13 protein-coding genes are annotated in these 15,208 nt (G+C 63.2%); 6 read left to right on the forward strand and 7 right to left on the reverse strand.

Features of this window, described 5'->3' with window-relative positions; genetic code table 11:
* Window positions 1-246: 246 nt before the first annotated feature.
* Window positions 247-1,128 carry a helix-turn-helix domain-containing protein gene (locus tag O1A05_RS08615; RefSeq protein ID WP_166232715.1) on the forward strand — a complete coding sequence of 294 codons (882 nt, stop codon included), beginning with the start codon at window positions 247-249 and terminating at the stop codon, window positions 1,126-1,128.
* A gap of 43 nt (window positions 1,129-1,171) precedes the next feature.
* Window positions 1,172-1,324 carry a hypothetical protein gene (locus O1A05_RS08620; protein ID WP_166232717.1) on the forward strand — a complete coding sequence of 51 codons (153 nt, stop codon included), beginning with the start codon at window positions 1,172-1,174 and terminating at the stop codon, window positions 1,322-1,324.
* 11 nt (window positions 1,325-1,335) lie between these two features.
* On the opposite strand, the gene O1A05_RS08625 is transcribed toward O1A05_RS08620, so the two are convergent.
* Window positions 1,336-3,165 carry an ATP-dependent DNA helicase gene (locus O1A05_RS08625; RefSeq protein ID WP_270104825.1) on the reverse strand — a complete coding sequence of 610 codons (1,830 nt, stop codon included), beginning with the start codon at window positions 3,163-3,165 and terminating at the stop codon, window positions 1,336-1,338.
* Window positions 3,166-3,228: 63 nt separating this feature from the next.
* Here O1A05_RS08625 and O1A05_RS08630 point away from each other — a divergent pair, with 63 nt between their 5' ends.
* A complete protein-coding gene (locus O1A05_RS08630; RefSeq protein ID WP_204736391.1) occupies window positions 3,229-4,707 on the forward strand; it encodes a recombinase family protein in 1,479 nt (492 codons plus the stop codon).
* Between the two features lie 64 nt (window positions 4,708-4,771).
* Here the strand turns inward: O1A05_RS08630 and O1A05_RS08635 are convergent, their stop codons facing one another.
* The 3 genes from O1A05_RS08635 to O1A05_RS08645 all read right to left on the reverse strand — a co-directional run bounded on the left by O1A05_RS08635 (window position 4,772) and on the right by O1A05_RS08645 (window position 6,317).
* Entirely contained in the window at window positions 4,772-4,990 is a 219-nt protein-coding gene (locus O1A05_RS08635; protein ID WP_143244746.1) for a hypothetical protein, read from the reverse strand.
* A 567-nt stretch (window positions 4,991-5,557) separates the two neighbouring features.
* Entirely contained in the window at window positions 5,558-5,863 is a 306-nt protein-coding gene (locus O1A05_RS08640; RefSeq protein ID WP_187997205.1) for a transcriptional regulator, read from the reverse strand.
* Window positions 5,856-6,317 carry a hypothetical protein gene (locus O1A05_RS08645; RefSeq protein ID WP_187997206.1) on the reverse strand — a complete coding sequence of 154 codons (462 nt, stop codon included), beginning with the start codon at window positions 6,315-6,317 and terminating at the stop codon, window positions 5,856-5,858. The genes O1A05_RS08640 and O1A05_RS08645 overlap by 8 nt, the downstream gene beginning before the upstream one ends.
* 393 nt (window positions 6,318-6,710) lie before the next feature.
* Here O1A05_RS08645 and mobF (O1A05_RS08650) point away from each other — a divergent pair, with 393 nt between their 5' ends.
* The 3 genes from mobF (O1A05_RS08650) to erm all read left to right on the forward strand — a co-directional run bounded on the left by mobF (O1A05_RS08650) (window position 6,711) and on the right by erm (window position 12,499).
* Complete coding sequence (gene mobF / locus O1A05_RS08650) at window positions 6,711-10,181, forward strand: MobF family relaxase (RefSeq protein ID WP_187997207.1); 3,471 nt, start codon at window positions 6,711-6,713, stop codon at window positions 10,179-10,181.
* Between the two features lie 319 nt (window positions 10,182-10,500).
* A protein-coding gene (locus O1A05_RS08655) for an IS3 family transposase (protein WP_270104826.1) occupies window positions 10,501-11,681 on the forward strand; the annotation gives its coding sequence in 2 pieces (ribosomal slippage) (window positions 10,501-10,782 and window positions 10,785-11,681; 1,179 coding nt in all).
* A 56-nt stretch (window positions 11,682-11,737) separates the two neighbouring features.
* Window positions 11,738-12,499, forward strand: a complete 762-nt coding sequence (gene erm / locus O1A05_RS08660; RefSeq protein ID WP_130108831.1) for a 23S ribosomal RNA methyltransferase Erm — start codon at window positions 11,738-11,740, stop codon at window positions 12,497-12,499.
* A gap of 157 nt (window positions 12,500-12,656) precedes the next feature.
* On the opposite strand, the gene O1A05_RS08665 is transcribed toward erm, so the two are convergent.
* The 3 genes from O1A05_RS08665 to O1A05_RS08675 all read right to left on the reverse strand — a co-directional run bounded on the left by O1A05_RS08665 (window position 12,657) and on the right by O1A05_RS08675 (window position 15,152).
* Window positions 12,657-13,040: a hypothetical protein gene (locus O1A05_RS08665; protein WP_187997208.1), complete on the reverse strand. Its 384-nt coding sequence runs from the start codon at window positions 13,038-13,040 to the stop codon at window positions 12,657-12,659.
* A 119-nt stretch (window positions 13,041-13,159) separates the two neighbouring features.
* Complete coding sequence (gene mobF / locus O1A05_RS08670) at window positions 13,160-14,836, reverse strand: MobF family relaxase (protein ID WP_270104827.1); 1,677 nt, start codon at window positions 14,834-14,836, stop codon at window positions 13,160-13,162.
* Between the two features lie 115 nt (window positions 14,837-14,951).
* Window positions 14,952-15,152: a hypothetical protein gene (locus O1A05_RS08675; RefSeq protein ID WP_069408167.1), complete on the reverse strand. Its 201-nt coding sequence runs from the start codon at window positions 15,150-15,152 to the stop codon at window positions 14,952-14,954.
* Window positions 15,153-15,208: the final 56 nt, after the last annotated feature.

A 15,208-nucleotide genomic window follows, 5' to 3' on the forward strand; every position in this document is an offset into this window, starting at 1 on the left:
TTTTGGCTCGACACGCCGAGAGCAAGCGTGAAAAGGAAGCGGAGCGAAATCCTGATCGACAGCCCTCCTGCTGTGTGTCGATCGAGCCGTCCCTGCCGATCGGTCACTAACGGGCATTGCAGGGCTTTGCATCTTGACGTCGCAGAGGAGCGTCGCAAGGTGGCATCACATGACGCAGCACGAACCGACAATCGGGACGATCCTGTTTGAAATGGTTGCGTGTGTCAGATGTGATTTCATGGAGCCATGAACAGCACAACGCCCGCACCAGGTGGTAAGTCGGATGCAGCAACACCTGCCGAGACCCGGGAGTACATGACCAAGCTCTCGGGACGTGGGTATGCCCAGATCCGACACATCCTCGTGCAGCTTCCCGAGGAGGGGCAGTCCCGCGCGAGCACGCTCGCACGAATGGTGACCGGGCGTCGCCATCGGGAGCTGTTGCTGTATCTGCTGCTAGTGTCCTGCTGGAACTGGCTCGAGGAGAACCATGAGCCGCTATCCGCAGCTACCTGGATCCGCGCGCTGACCTCGAAGGACGGCGTCACCTGGTCGCCTTCCACCCTGTCCCGATCGTGGAAACGACTCGAAGAACTCGGGCTGATCGAAGAGCGGAAGCGTGACGACCGTCTGGTTCGCGTCGTTCCTCGACGAGAAGACGGCACAGAGACGTATACCGCTCCAGCCGGGCGGAAGGACCGCTGGAACACCTACTTCGTTCTACCCGATGAATTCTGGACACAGGAGCTCTTCGCGAAGCTGTCCCTGCCTGCGCTGGCGCTACTGCTCGTCGTGGCGAAAGAGACCAGCTACCAGGGTGAGTGCTGGTTCACCTACAACCGCATGGACGACTGGTACGGGCTGAAAGCCAGATCGGTGCAGACGGGCGTGAACGAGCTCAGAGAGCTCGGCCTCTTGGTGTCGCGCGAGGAATCCGTCAAGGCTCCGCTTTCTCCTACGGGCAAGACTGTGCGGACCTACTACTCCCTGACCGGGGAGTTCAGCTACGCGGCACGGTCCGCCCGGCAGAAGACCGCGCAGAAGGAAGCCCAGGCGCGAGAGCGCAAGAAGGCGGCTGCGCCGAAGGTTCGAATGAAGCCCGCCAAGCAACGTAAGAAGAGCAAGTAGGAGTAGGCAGCGAGACATGCGAGACGAGAAGGAGGTGGTACGGATGATCAGACCCAGATTCAGCGACGCCGGGTGGAAGACGGTGCGTTCGGCGCTCGACAGTTGGCCGCGCACACTGCGTCTCGCTGTCATCATGCTGGTCGCATTCACGCCTCCTGTCGCCCTCGCATGGCTCGCCGTCGAGCGGTTCATGTGACCTGATGTCTTTCAGAGGCGACGCTCAGAGGTTCGGGGAGCCGAAAGCAGAGCAGCGGCGTGCTCACCGTCCCGTGAGGTCATCGCAGAGAGCTGCGCTTGGGCGCGTTCGTAGTCGATGCGCTGAGCATCGTCGCCGGGCACCGCTCCGAGTGGGCTGCTCGAGGTGACGCCCCATCGGTCGCGGTACGCGATGATCGCCCGTGCCGCAGCCTCACCCTCTGCGGGAGCGGTCTCGTCGAGTCCCGTCAACCAGGGCTCTGGCTGCTTGAGGAGGTTCTCGACCAGGGCATCGATGCGCTGCTCCATGAGCTGCTCCCGCTCGTCGAGGGCTTGCCTCATCGCGGGATCGGTGATCCCGGTCGCGCGCGGGACCAGGCCGGCGATCATCCCGGCGGCCCGCTGCGGAGCAGGCTGGTAGGCCGCCGTGATGCGCTGGAGCCTGTAACGCAGCAGCGACCCGAGATCCTGCACCTCGTCCAGTCCTCCAACCTGGATGATGCGCGGGAGAAGACTGTCGATGTCGTGCCCGTCGGCTTCGAGCCTGCGCAGCTCGGTGGTGAGGATCCCGAAGGCGTCTGTCTCGACGAGCTCGTCGATCGTCTCCGCCGTGAGGCCTCCGGCGTGCAGGAGGGCGATCCAGCGTTCCTGTCCCGCGACTTGTGCGATGGTGTCGTACTCGGCCGCGAGTTGCTCGAGCGAGCCCCAGAAGTCCTGCTCCACGGTGATCGTGTCGTGCGCGGAGAGCTCTGCGCCGGGATGCTGCAGGATCCCGTAGAGGATGCTCCGGGCGGTGTTCTGCAGGTCCTCACGGTGCTGATGCTCCTCAAGGTGATGCTCGTCCGTGGCGACGTAGACGCGGTTGGATTCGCGGCCGCGGGTCATCGCGACGTAGAGGGATTCTCGGGTCACTTCCGGTGAGTGGACGACCGCGTGTGCGGTGTCGACGGTGGACCCTTGGGCACGGTGCGCGGTGACGGCGTAGCCGAGTTCGACGTGCTCGGCGACATAGCTCGCCGGCAGCGTGATCGTGGTGCGCCGCTTCGATCCGGCCCGCCGTACGGTGAGGGAGCCGTCGTCGTTCGCATGGGTGACATGCCAGCGGTCGCCGTTTTTCACCCAGCTCCGCCCGAGCGAGAGGCGCCGATTGTTCTCGCGGGTGATGATGAGATCGCCACGGGAAGCTTCGTTGCCGTCATGGAGCTTGACGCCGTCCACAGCGACGTCGCCCTGGACGATTCGGTCGGTGCGGGCGCGGGTGTTGAGCGCCGAGACCGTGTCGAGGGTTTCCGCGATCAGCACCGTACTCTTTCCCGTCGCGAGATCCGTGCGCCAGGCTTGGTAGGCGGCTTCGAGAATCTCGTCATACCCGCCCGGCACGACGCGGCCATGCCGGATGTAGGTGTCGATGACGTCGGTGTCGCCGATCCGCAACTGCAGGGACGCCTGCTTCTCCCAGTCGTTTCGGAAGCGGCGCACATCGACCAGTTCCGGGGCGTCGCCGCGGTCACGCACGAGCATCCCGAACGCGCCGCCCGCGTCGACCGAGGCGAGTTGCGCCCAATCGCCCACGAGCAGTACTTTCGCGCCCACCTGCTGGGCGTGACTGGTGACGGCGTCGAGCGCGAACGTTCCGCCCAACGAGGCTTCGTCGATGATGACGAGCTGCCCGCGCGTGAGGTTCCATCTCCCGAGGCGATGCTCATGCAGCCACTTCGCCGTGTTCTCCGTACCGATCTCGAGATCCCCGGCGAGGACGTCGGCGGCAGCGGCAGAGGGCGCGAGCCCGGTCACCGAGCCTGTCCCGTAGCGTCGCTCCCAGGCTCGGCGCAGGGCACGCATCGTTGTGGTCTTGTCGACGTGTCGGGTTTGACCGACGTACCTACCCAGTGAATGGAGGTCGTCATGAACGGCACAACAACAAACAACAGCGACATGGAGCAAGTCGTCGTCTATCTGCGCATCTCGGAAGATCGTACCGGCGCGGAGGCAGGCGTCGATCGGCAACGGCAAGACTGCCTCGACCTCTGCGCCCGGCTCGGCGTCGATGAACCGGTGGTGTTCATGGATAACGATATCTCCGCGTACGGGAACAAGAAACGGCCCGGATATCTTGAACTCCTCGAACGCGTGAAGCTCGGCCCATCACGCATCGTCGCCTGGCACGTCGATCGGTTGTATCGGAAGCCGCGCGAGTTGGAAGACTTGATCGACCTGGTGGAGTCGCACCCGATCAGGATCGAGACGGTGAAGGGTGGCGCGTTCGACCTCAACGCACACGAAGGTCGCCTGATGGCGCGGCAACTCGTCGCGATTGCCTCGTATGAGTCTGGCCATAAGGCGGATCGCATCCGGCGGGCAAATCGGCAGAAAGCCGAACGCGGTGAGTGGCATGGAGCGCCGAAATATGGGTACGGCCTCGGCGGTGTCCTGATCCCCGAGGAAGCCGCCGTGATCCGTGAAATGGCGGACCGGTTCCTCGCTGGGCAGTCGATCCGGCAGATCGCGGTCTGGCTGAACCGTGACGACGGGCCGATACCGCCGTCGAAGGGCAAGAGCCGTCTGAACATCTGGCATGCCTCCACGGTGCGGTCGATTCTGTGCTCGGCGCGGATCTCGGGGCAACGCGCCTACGACCCCGATGCACCACGCGGGGGTGAGAAACCCGGCGGCAGGGCGATCATGGGGCCAGGAAACTGGGAAGCGATCATCACCCCGGAAGAAACCGAACGCATCCGGGCTGTGTTCGCCAATCCCGACCGCCGAGTAGGCAGGAGCGCGAAGAGCCTGCTCGCGGGCATCATCTCCTGCGGCAAGTGCGGCAACACGCTCGTCACCGGGGGTTGGCGTTCCGGGCAGACCGCGCCTTCGAAGCAGCACTTCTACCGCTGCCTCCCACTCCCAGGCAGACCTGAACGGGGCGGGCTCTCGGCCAGTGCCGCAGGCGTTGAAGCGGTCGTCACCGAAGCGATCATCCGTAGACTCGCCGCGACCACGCTCCCTGACGTGTCACCCGGCGATGATGGCGGCGTGTCACGTGCGATGGAGCAGATCACCGCGGCGAGGCAACGAATGGAGGACATGGCCCGCGACTACGGGGCAGGCATCCTCACCCGCGCCGAACTCCACGCCGCAAAAACCGCCGCAGGACACACCATCATCGAAGCCGAACGCCTCCTCGGCAGAACCAGCAAATCCGCAGCACTGAAGGGCATCCCCATCGGTGACGAGACCGCACTCCGTACCGCGTGGGAAGAACAATGGTCGATCCCGCAGAAGCGCGCCATCATCGCCGCCCTCGTGGACACCCTCATCATCAAACCTTTACCCAGAGGCGGGGCGAGGTTCCGGCCGGAACGCGTGCAGATCACTTTCAAAGCCTGAACAGCGAACACGACGTACGGCGCAGCAGCGTAACTTCTGCGCCGTTCTCCGTAGCCTGCTGCGGTCAGGTGCTGGGGCGTGTGAGCACGCGGAGCTTCGACAGCGCGACCGGGTCGGTGACCGCGAACGTCACCCCCGACCGCTCACAGGCCTCCCGCGTGAACGCGTCCGGATCGAATCCCGGCGGCAACTGCCCGGGAGCCTGCGCCCGCCGCTTCTCCGAACGCGACGTCTGTGTCGTCATTGTTTTGCTGCTGGGTGTGGTGTCGGTGATGGTGTCCATACCTGACAGGTGCGCCACCATAACCACAACATCTAGTGGCCACTTGGTCTTTGGGGTACAATATGTGGACTTGTTGCTCACTGACGGGTCGCACCGTCGCGGTCGGCAACCGGGACGAACGGTGCCGGTGACTCACCGGCACCGCGCACCAATCCCGACGGTGGGGCCACGGTAGCCACACCGCGACGAAAGACCCGGTGTCGCCGATTCGGCGGCACCGCAAGGCAGTGAGCGGTGGTGCCGACTCGGCCCCACCGGTCCCATCACAGCGGAAGCTGGTGCGGGGGTGCCGAAACGGCCTTCCCGCACCCACAGCCAACTGAGGCCTCCGATTGTCTCAGCACATGGTGAGGACCATAAGCACCTCCGGTTACGGGTGCACATATTCCGAGCGCATTGAACTTCAACATTGCCCGCCACGCTCCCTTCCTGACGGTGCACACTTTGCCCGTCACCGGATAGGTACGGAGCCCATCCGACAAAACCACCGACCGCTGACTGTGCGCTGGTTCGATTCGACGGATAGAGCCGACCGTCCACCACTTTGGAGTATTAGCTCGGTCAGCTTTATTCGGACTGGGCGAGTGCAGCAAGAGCGGCGAGGTGTGCGCGAAACGCGCGACGACCGGCGGCAGTCAAGTGAACTCGCACTCGGCTCCGTCCGCCGCGAGAGGCTCGGAGCTGCTCCACGTATCCCGCTTCTGTGAGCGCGCTTAACTGTTTGCTGAGTGCGGAGTCACTCGTCTTTAGCAGGTCACGCAGCGTTTGAAACTCTTCCCAGTCCAGCGGCGCGAGGATCGCGCAGAGCCGGAGTCGTGGCAAGGGGTGGATGATGGGATCGAGCTGGGCGTGCGCTCCTCGCTTGTTACTCAAGGTGGCTGACGGTGTGTGCCCACTGCCGGTCCAAGGCCCCGAATCGGAGATAGATGATCACGAACGTTGCCACGGCTGCCACAGGCAGCACCCACCACCATCCGAGTAGCTGGAATAGCCCGAGACTGACAACCTTGAGTACGACAAAGGGTACGACAACGCCGACCATCAACTGCCGCAGCATGGTCTCATCGAGTGTGTACCGGATGCGCATGTCGCGCGGCTTCCGCCACAGGAAGATTGCAGCGACGACGGCAACCAGCACTACTGGCAGGAAATAACCGTACGGCTCAGGAACCACCGCGTAGAGCAGCGGGCTGAGCACCCACAACGCGAAGAAAGCGGCGAACATGATCCAGTACCGTTTCGGGCGACGCAGGTGGTGCTCGTTCACCTCGCGGATGCGGTCGACCTCAGCAAGCGCCTCCAGTGCCTCAACTTCATTGTTTTCCATACAGGAAACCCTAATCTAGTCTTTCCTCTTTGGCAAGAAAGGGGCGATCGTGATGGTGGTCACCTCTTGTTGCGGAGTTGGGTGGATTTCCAACGCGAACTCTGAGGTTGCCGCAAAACTCCACGTCATCGCAGGCGAAATGATCATCATGTTCTGGGGACTGGCACCGGGAACTCAACGCCGAACACCCAGTTCACTGAACCCGGGATTAAACATGTCGGATTCGTCCGCTACAACCGAACCGCCACCGCACTGAAACAGCCCCCGCATTCTGAAGTGTCCGACATGTCCTGATACAGAACTGTCCGCTATGCCTGAGACATCACATGGATAAATTGAATGCACGTATGCCACCGTGGGTGGGGCGTGCGCACCTCCCTCATGAGACAACTCATGAGGGAGGCCGAGATGAAGGGCGGGGTGATCCTGTTTCGCGGCAACGGTGCTGCCGCGCGCCGTTATATCGAAGCCGACCGTTCCCGCGCGGATGAGTATTACCTCGGCGCGGATGATGCCGTGGCCGAGTACGCGGTACTCGACGGGCGCGGCGAAGTCACCGCTACCCACGCTCTGTCGGCGGATGAGTACGAGGGGTGGGTGGACTGGATCAATCCCGGCACGGGCGAGTCGATGGGAACTCCGCGCGCGGCGGCCGTGGGTATGAAGGGGTCGCCGTTGTTCGCGGAGATGACGATCAATGCCCCCAAGAGCCTGTCGGTTGCCGCTGCACTCCACCCCGATGTATCGGTGGCACTCGACGCTGCGCAGCAGGACGCCCTTGCGGAGATTCGCCAGTGGCTGGGTCAGCACTCGGTCACTCGGGTCGGTCCGCGTGATGCGCGGGAAGTGTTGCCTATCGAGCGGATGCAGGTCGTCGGTATCCGTCATAAGACCTCGCGTGCGGGTGATCCGCATCGGCATATCCATATGCAGATCGGCATGCGGGTGTGGGCGGCTGGGAAGTGGCGGGCACTGGATACGGCAGCGTTGTTCAAGCAGCAGGGCGCGATCCGCGCCCTCGGTACGGCGGTGATCGCTGCGCACCCGCAGCTCGCGCAGACCCTTACCAGGCATGGCCTGGCTCTCGACCCGGCCAGCGGCGAAATCAGGGAGTTGGAGCCGTTCAACGCGATGATGTCGAAGCGGTCGGCGCAGATCAGGCGCAACCTCGACCGGCTCGAAGCCGAGTGGGAGGCCGCGCATCCGGGCGAGGAGCTGGGGCGGGTGATGACGGCGCGGTTGCAAGGCATCGCGTGGACGCACCAGCGGCCTGGCAAGAAGCCTGTCGACCTCAAGGATGAGCAATGGTGGGTGCAGGAACTCCGTGAGGCCGGATACGACCCCGCAACGTCTGAGCACCGCACCTCGCAACCAGCCGTCGCGGTGGATGAGCTATCAGTGCAGGAGGTTGCATCGCGGGCGCTGGATCGGAGCGCCGCCTCATCCTCGGCGTGGACGAGGCACACGCTCCAGGAGCACGTCACCCGCATCACCACCGAAGCAGGTGTGCAGGCAACCCCTGCCGAGTTACGGGAGTTCATCACCCTGGCGACCGAGCTTGCCGTCTCGGATTGCTTCTCGGTGCTGCCGCCTGGCGCGGCGACGCCGGAGCATGTCGCGCACCTGACCAGCCTCAGCGTGCTCACCGCAGAGGCCGCGCTCCGCGACCAACTCACCGCCACGAAGCCAAAGCGGAAGTCGGAGCACCCCGACGTGACAGAGGCGGCGATCGCCGCCGGACTCGATAGAGGGCAGACGGTCGCGGCAGCGGCCGTCGCATCTGCCGATGCGCTGGTGATCGTGGAAGGAGCAGCAGGCAGCGGAAAGACGACCATGCTCCGCACCGCCATCGACGTTGCCGCCGAGCATGGCAGACCGTCGCGGGTGGTTGCCCCGACGTTGCGCGCCGCGCAGGTCGCGCACGAAGAACTCGGGGTGCCCGCAACCAGCGTCGCGGCGCTCGTGTATGCGCACGGGTGGCGCTGGAATGCTGACGGCGTATGGACACGCATCGCTGTGGGCGATACCGACCCCGAGAGTGGTCGCGCCTACACCGGCCCGCCGAAAGATACGCGCTTGTCGCGGGGTGAGCGGGTGATCGTGGACGAGGCCGGGATGCTCGACCAAGACACCGCTCACGCCCTCCTGGCCGTCACTGCCGAGGCAGGCGCGAACGTCGCGCTCGTCGGCGACCGCGCCCAACTCCCCGCCGTCGGCCGAGGCGGGGTGCTCGAAATGGCCGCGCAGATACGTGGCCGAACCTATGACATGACCGAACTACACAGGTTCGCCGATGCCGAGTACGCAGCACTCACGCTGGCGTTGCGCGATCGCGAGACCCCTGGCGACGTGTTCGACCAGCTTGCCGTGCTGGGGCTCGTGACGTTGCACGCCGATGATGAGCAAGCCTGCGAGCGTATCACCGAGACCGCTCACCATGGCGAGGCGATCACGGTCGTTACGAACGACGAGGCGGCGGAGTTGAATGAGCGCATGCGCACCGGCCGGGTTGAGCGTGGCGAGGTTGATGACGAGGTGACGGCAACCGGCAGCGACGGCCTGCCCATCGGGGCCGGTGACCTGATCCAGACCCGCAGAAATGACACCGCGCTCGGAGTCGCAAACCGACAGCAATGGATCGTCCAGCACATCGCCGACGACGGCACCGTCTATGCCCGCGAGGTTGGCAGCGGCCGCAAGAACCCCCGCACTGTCACCCTGCCGCCGGAGTATGTGGCCGGGCATGCGCACCTGTCCTATGCGGCGACCGCGTATGGCGTCCAAGGCGCAACCGTCACCACCTCCCACACAATCCTGTCGGAGGCGACCACCGCGGCCGGGGTCTACGTCGGGATGACCAGAGGCCGCGAGACCAACCGGCTGCATGTCATCGCCGAAGACATGGCCGATGCCAGAGCACAGTTCATCGAGGCATTGGAACGCGACCCTGCAGACCGAGGCCTCGCCCACGTCACAGCCCAAGCAGCAGAAGCCGTACGCGGCCTCGTCGCCAATGGCCCGGTCAAGCTCGTCACCGAAGAACTCGCTCGCCTCGACCAGGTAGCCGAGCGCGCCAAGGAGCAGGCAGACCGGTGGGAGCAAAAAGCCGCGCGCCTCGACGCCCAACGAGACGCCCACCGTGCCGATGATGAGCAAGCCGACGCCGTAATCCACGCTGCTGAGGACGCAGCCGAGCACGTCCGTACCGAAGTCACCAGGCCACTCGTCCAACGAGCAGAGCAGGACGGCGCGACCTACCTTGCCGCTGTCGAGGACGAAGCCGCCGCCAGCACCCGACTCTCGGCCGTCGGCAGGTTCGGTCGGCGCAAAGCCCGCGCCGAGCACCAGGCCGCGAAGGAACAGACGCAGACTCAACGGGCGCGAGTGCGCGACAACTGGGGCAGCGCACCGCCCCGTAATCACCAAGCACTCCCCGGATGGGCAGCCCAGACAGCGGCACAGAAAGCGAAAGGTGACCCCCGCGTGGCCGAAGCCGCCCGCGCCGCCGACGCTGCGCGCACCGACCGAGGAAAAACCTCGCGGCGACACAAGCAAGAACGGTTCGCATTGTTGGCTCGTGAAATTGGAACCGAGCAAGCACGCAGCGATCAGTTCGGAATGCGCACCGTCAACCCACAGCGTGCCGCCCGAGACGCCCTCACGCGAGCAACATTGGCGCGCGCCGAAGCCGACGAACTCCGCAACCTCTCAGTCAACGACGCTGCACGAATCATTGCAGCCAAGCGGGCCGAGCAGGAACAGACACGACGGCTGTTGGAGCAGCGAGAGCGGCAACTCAACCCGTTCCAGCGCACCACCCCCGGCAGCGACCCAGGTCGTGACGGGCCAGCACGCGGCCTGTGATTCCCGGGTTTGCTGCTCCGATGAACTCTGTGCTGCGATCGGGTAAGATGATCGGCATGGGTAACTTGATTTGCGTGTTCGCTGTGACGCACACGCTTGCTGTTCGCGACCGCCGCGCCTGACGGCGCGCCTCGCTGAACGCTTCGCGCGTCGTCCATCCGAGAGACCATTCGCGTCTCGGAACGGCGATTTTGCGCATCCATTTTCTCCGTCTGCGCTCTGCCCTGTTTCCGAGGCGTTCCATCCTTTCTTTGGGACTGCTGAGGGTTTGGTTGACTAAAGTTTCGCTCTCATAATGGGAGTTGGAAGGATAGTTAACATGATGAAATATTCTGATGAGTTTAAACAAGACGCAGTCGATCTTGTGCGCGCTGGGAACACTCAAGCACAGGTGTGTCGAGACCTTGGGATTTCGAAATCGACTATAAGTAAATGGGTTGCAGATGATGAAAGAAAACGTTTCGGATTACCTGCTGTTAACGAGGTGGAATCTGGTGAGAATAAGCAGATTCAAGAGCTGATAAAACGTAACCGTTTACTGGAACAAGAAAACGAGGTGCTACGTCGAGCTGCCGCGTATTTGTCACAGATACACATTAATAAAAACCCAAAATAGTTTACCCTCTCGTTCTTGAAATGGCTGCCCCGGGTTATGAGCCTGTTAGAGTTCCGGTGGCAGTAGCGGCGAGGGTTTTAGGGTTCAGCAAACAAGCCTTCTACAGGTGGGTTAAAAACCCAGTCTCGGCAAGAGAAGCAGAAGAAGCTCGCCTGATAGGCAGGCTTCGCCAGTTACATTCCGATGACCCCGAATTTGGTTACCGTTTTCTTGCTGATGAAATGCAGGCCCTGGGCTTTCAGGTCAGTGAGCGGCGGGTGTGGAGGCTTTGCTCAAAAGCTGGCATCAAATCGGTGATTGCTGGGCGCAAACGTAAATATGTGCCGGCAGGCGTGCCCGTTAGTGATGATCTAGTAGGGCGTGAGTTTAAAGCCTGCGCCCCGAACAAGCTTTGGCTAACCGATATTACCGAGCATCACACAAAAGAAGGCCGGCTTTATTTGTGTGCGGTTAAAGACGTTTTCGCGAACCGTATTGTTGGTTATTCGATAGATAAAAGAATGAAAACGGGTCTTGCTGTTAACGCGCTACAAAACGCTTTAAAACAACGTGGCTATCCCAAAAATGTTGTGGTGCACTCGGACAGAGGTAGCCAATTTCGTTCCCGGAAATATCGGCGTGTTTTAGCGGCTCAAGGGTTGAAACAATCAATGGGTAGAGTCGGTGCCGCGGGGGACAACGCGGCAATGGAATCGTTCTTCGCGCTTTTGCAAAAGAACGTGCTCGACCGGAAAGCGTGGGTATCAAGGCAGGAGCTTCGGCTTGCTGTTGTTGCTTGGATAGAGGGGAAATATCATCGCAAACGCAGACAGAGAAAGTTGGGTAAATTAACCCCCATAGAGTACGAAACGGTTATGATGGAAACAGTCGTTTTAGCGGCTTAAAGGTAATGGAATCTAGTCAACCAAACCCTCAGCAGTCCCTTTCTTGGAGCGCGAACATGCCTCGTTCATCCCACGGTGGCCGCCACGAACTCGGCCAAAACTTCCTCATCCACACACCCACAATCAGCAAGATCACCGCTCTAGTCACCGCGACGAAAGGGCCGATACTCGAACTTGGCGCTGGAGACGGCGCACTCACGAGACCTCTCGCCCAGCTCGGCAGGCCGGTGACCGCGATTGACCTCGATGAGCACCGGATCGCTGGCCTCCGCCGCGCGCTGCCGGATGTGAAAATCAATCACGCCGACGCGCTCACCGTCCCTCTCGACCACCCCGTGATCGTGGGGAACATCCCCTTCCATCTCACCACCCCGATCCTGCGCCGACTTCTCCGCGTCGGCACCTGGACTCAGGCGGTGCTCCTTACGCAATGGGAGGTCGCCCGCAAACGCTGCGGGATCGGTGGCTCCACCATGTTGACCGCACAAACCGCGCCCTGGTTCACCTTCGACCTCCACGGCCGGGTTCCCTCCTGGGGTTTCCGACCACGCCCCAGCGTCGATGGCGGCATCATCCAGATCAGCAGGCGCAAAGATCCGCTGATTCCCGGCTCGCAGCGCACCCGGTACCAACAGTTCGTACGCGCGGTATTCACCGGCCGAGGCAGAACCCTCGACCGTGTCATCGCGAACGCGAGCCACATCGACCCCGGCCGAGCCCGGCAACTCCTGAGGCAGTGCGGCGTCGATACACGCGCACTGCCGAGGGACCTGACACCGGAGCAGTGGGCCGGAATCTGGAACGCGATACCTGAGTAGCCACCCCCAGAGCCACCATGCACGACACAACTTTCGCGATTCGTGGTCTCTCGGCCCGCGATGACGAGTCGGTCGCGTGAGCGTCCTCACGGCGACCGGTAGAATAGAACCGCGCGCACGCGCACGTTCACAGGTGAGTGTGTTTGGGGAACCTCGGCTAGGCGAGCTGCACATGCTCGGCCACGTAGTCGGCGTCGAGGGTGCGGTGATGCCCAGTCGTCGGGTCAGCGACGGTGATGCGGCCGTCAACGTTCACGCTGCGCACCGTCCACGTTTGTCGGTTGGCGACGCCGAGCTCGCGGTCGTTCTCGCGGGTCGCTACCTGCGCGCCTGCGGCGATGGGGTCACCGTCCATCCCATGCGTGACAGTGGCGGGGTCGATCGCACCGGCGTCGCCCTGACGCTCGTACACGGCATGGTTGATCTGCTGCGCGGCCGCGTTCGTCGACGTGACCGAGATGGTGGAGCGGCCGGCCTGCTGCTCGACTCCTGGGGCAAACGATGGGGCACCGAGTATGTTCTGGCGCGTATTGCGATGCACGAGGGTGCGGATATTGCCTCGAGGATTGATTTCATACGGTTTTCTGTGCGATGACGTGGGTGCCTGTTCAGATGGGGCAAGAGTCCAACTCACAAGCCGTTTGCAGTTCAGGAGTGGCGTCAAACTCGACATGTGGTATTCCCCGTCCCTGCGGGGCCGACGAGGACGTCGAGGACGCGGCCGGAGACGCCGATCTTCGCGATCGCCTGCTCCTGATTCACCGACAGGGTGTGCCCGTCGCGGTTCTTCGTTCTGGCAGCGTCCTCGATCCATGCCAGCGGCACGGTCGGCGCCGACCGATCATTCGACGCGGCAAGGAGTCGGTCTTCTGCCGCGAGCACCTGCTCGGAGGAGAACACCGTTCCGGCTTTGGGGCGGAACACGCTCGCCCCGTCCGCACGACGAAACAGCGACGGGCTCGTCGCGAGCTCGGGCGGAGTGAGACGCAGCGAGACCCGTTCTGCGGCATCGACGATCTGCTGGGTGATGGCGTCCCGATCGTTCGCGGACGCGAAGCGGAGATCCATCGTCTGCCGGACCGCTTCCGCGTGGAGGTTCCACCGTTTCCACGTCGCTCGCCGGTCACCGACCTGCTGCACCACGACCTCGGCGACCTCCTCAAGATCCTCCAACGGGATATCGTCTGCCCGCAGTAACGGTTCGTGCTCACTACCGGCGAGCAGTGCCGACGCCCAGGTCGGCGCGTCCTCACCCAGCAACGCGGTCGCGCGTTCTCGCCACTGGGAGGTGAGGTCGCTGAGAGAGTGCTGTTGCTTCGGGGGCCGGGTTTCGAGCGTGGCCTGCTGCCGGAACTGCCACACCAACTTCGGGGACGGCTGCCTCCCGTGCTTCGAAACGTACTCGTCGACCAGCCGGTCTTTGACCTGCTCGATATCGCGTGTGCGGGAAGAGAACTCATCCATCAGCTCCTGCGGCACGCCGACGATCTCCCACGCAGTGGAGCGCCCGGCTCCGCGCTCGCGGGCTTCCCACCCGACGCCGAGGATCTGAGTGAGATGGTCCGAGAGGACGGCGTTGTAATGCTCCGATAGGCCCGTGACGGCGGCGTGGATAGCGCGGGAATCGAGCGTGCGCCACTTCCCGTCATCGACGGCTTGGACGCGGTTGGCGATCACGACGTGCGTGTGGAGTTGTGGATCCGCGGTCCGAGAATCGTAGTGATCGTAGGCGGTCGCGATCACACCCCGCACGTCGACTTGCGCGACGGCGCCACGCGGCCCTTTCGCGCCGACCCTGGTCATCGCGACGTCGCGCTCAAGCAGGGCGATCACGTCTCGGATCGCGGTGTGATGGGCTTGGGCGACGAGTGCCTGAGTTCCGCCATCGGCAACTGCCCAGAGAGTCGAGACGGACTTAGGAACCGAGAACGTGAGATCAAACCCCGCGACGGGCGCATTCGTAGGCTTCTGTGCCTCCTCCGCCTCGATCAGCGTTTGCTGAGCGGCACGCTCACCTGCGGTGAGGGACTTCGGGAACTGATCGATGCGGCGCTGTGCCCGCTCGCCTGCGGTGGCGAATTTCCGGTACGGGCGCCCCAGTTGCTCGCCGCTGCTCGGATCCTGCCCGTGCCCCATGAGCCGCCGTAACTGCTCCTCGCTCACCGAGGCGCCGACGGCGATCTCTCCGGCGAGCCCTGGGAGGCCGGCCCCGAGCCAGATGCCGGGAGGCGTTCCTGCTTCAAGGTAGTACCTTGTCAGCGCTGACGACGCATCGCGATCCCCGTCGCCAGCGACAACTGCGTTCAGCAGGTACCGGTACCCGTCCCCAGCGGTCATGACCCTGATCGAAATCGTCACACTGGGCAGGTGCGCCGCAGATCTTGGGATCTACCCTCGGAAGGCGGAGAGCGCGATGTTTGCGTCAATGCAAGGAGATAGCGAAGAGCGCGCTTCAACGGAGATGCTCGAATGGGTCCACGACGGATTGGAGTCCGTGGTCGCGGCAGACGTAGATGATTCGCACGCCGTACCCGTCGGCGCCGCTCGGCTCGGGGTCGCATTCTGCGCGGCAGACGTTACAGAGCCGGTGCTCGTTGCTCCCCCAGACCGTGACCTCGATATCGTCGGGGATCTCCATTCCGTCGAACTCCATATGCGGAGGTTAGCTGTCGCGGATTGAGTCGTGTCAAGATGCGGCACCGATGCTAA

Source organism: Citricoccus sp. NR2, from assembly GCF_027594385.1.
In the GTDB taxonomy this organism is placed as follows: domain Bacteria; phylum Actinomycetota; class Actinomycetes; order Actinomycetales; family Micrococcaceae; genus CmP2.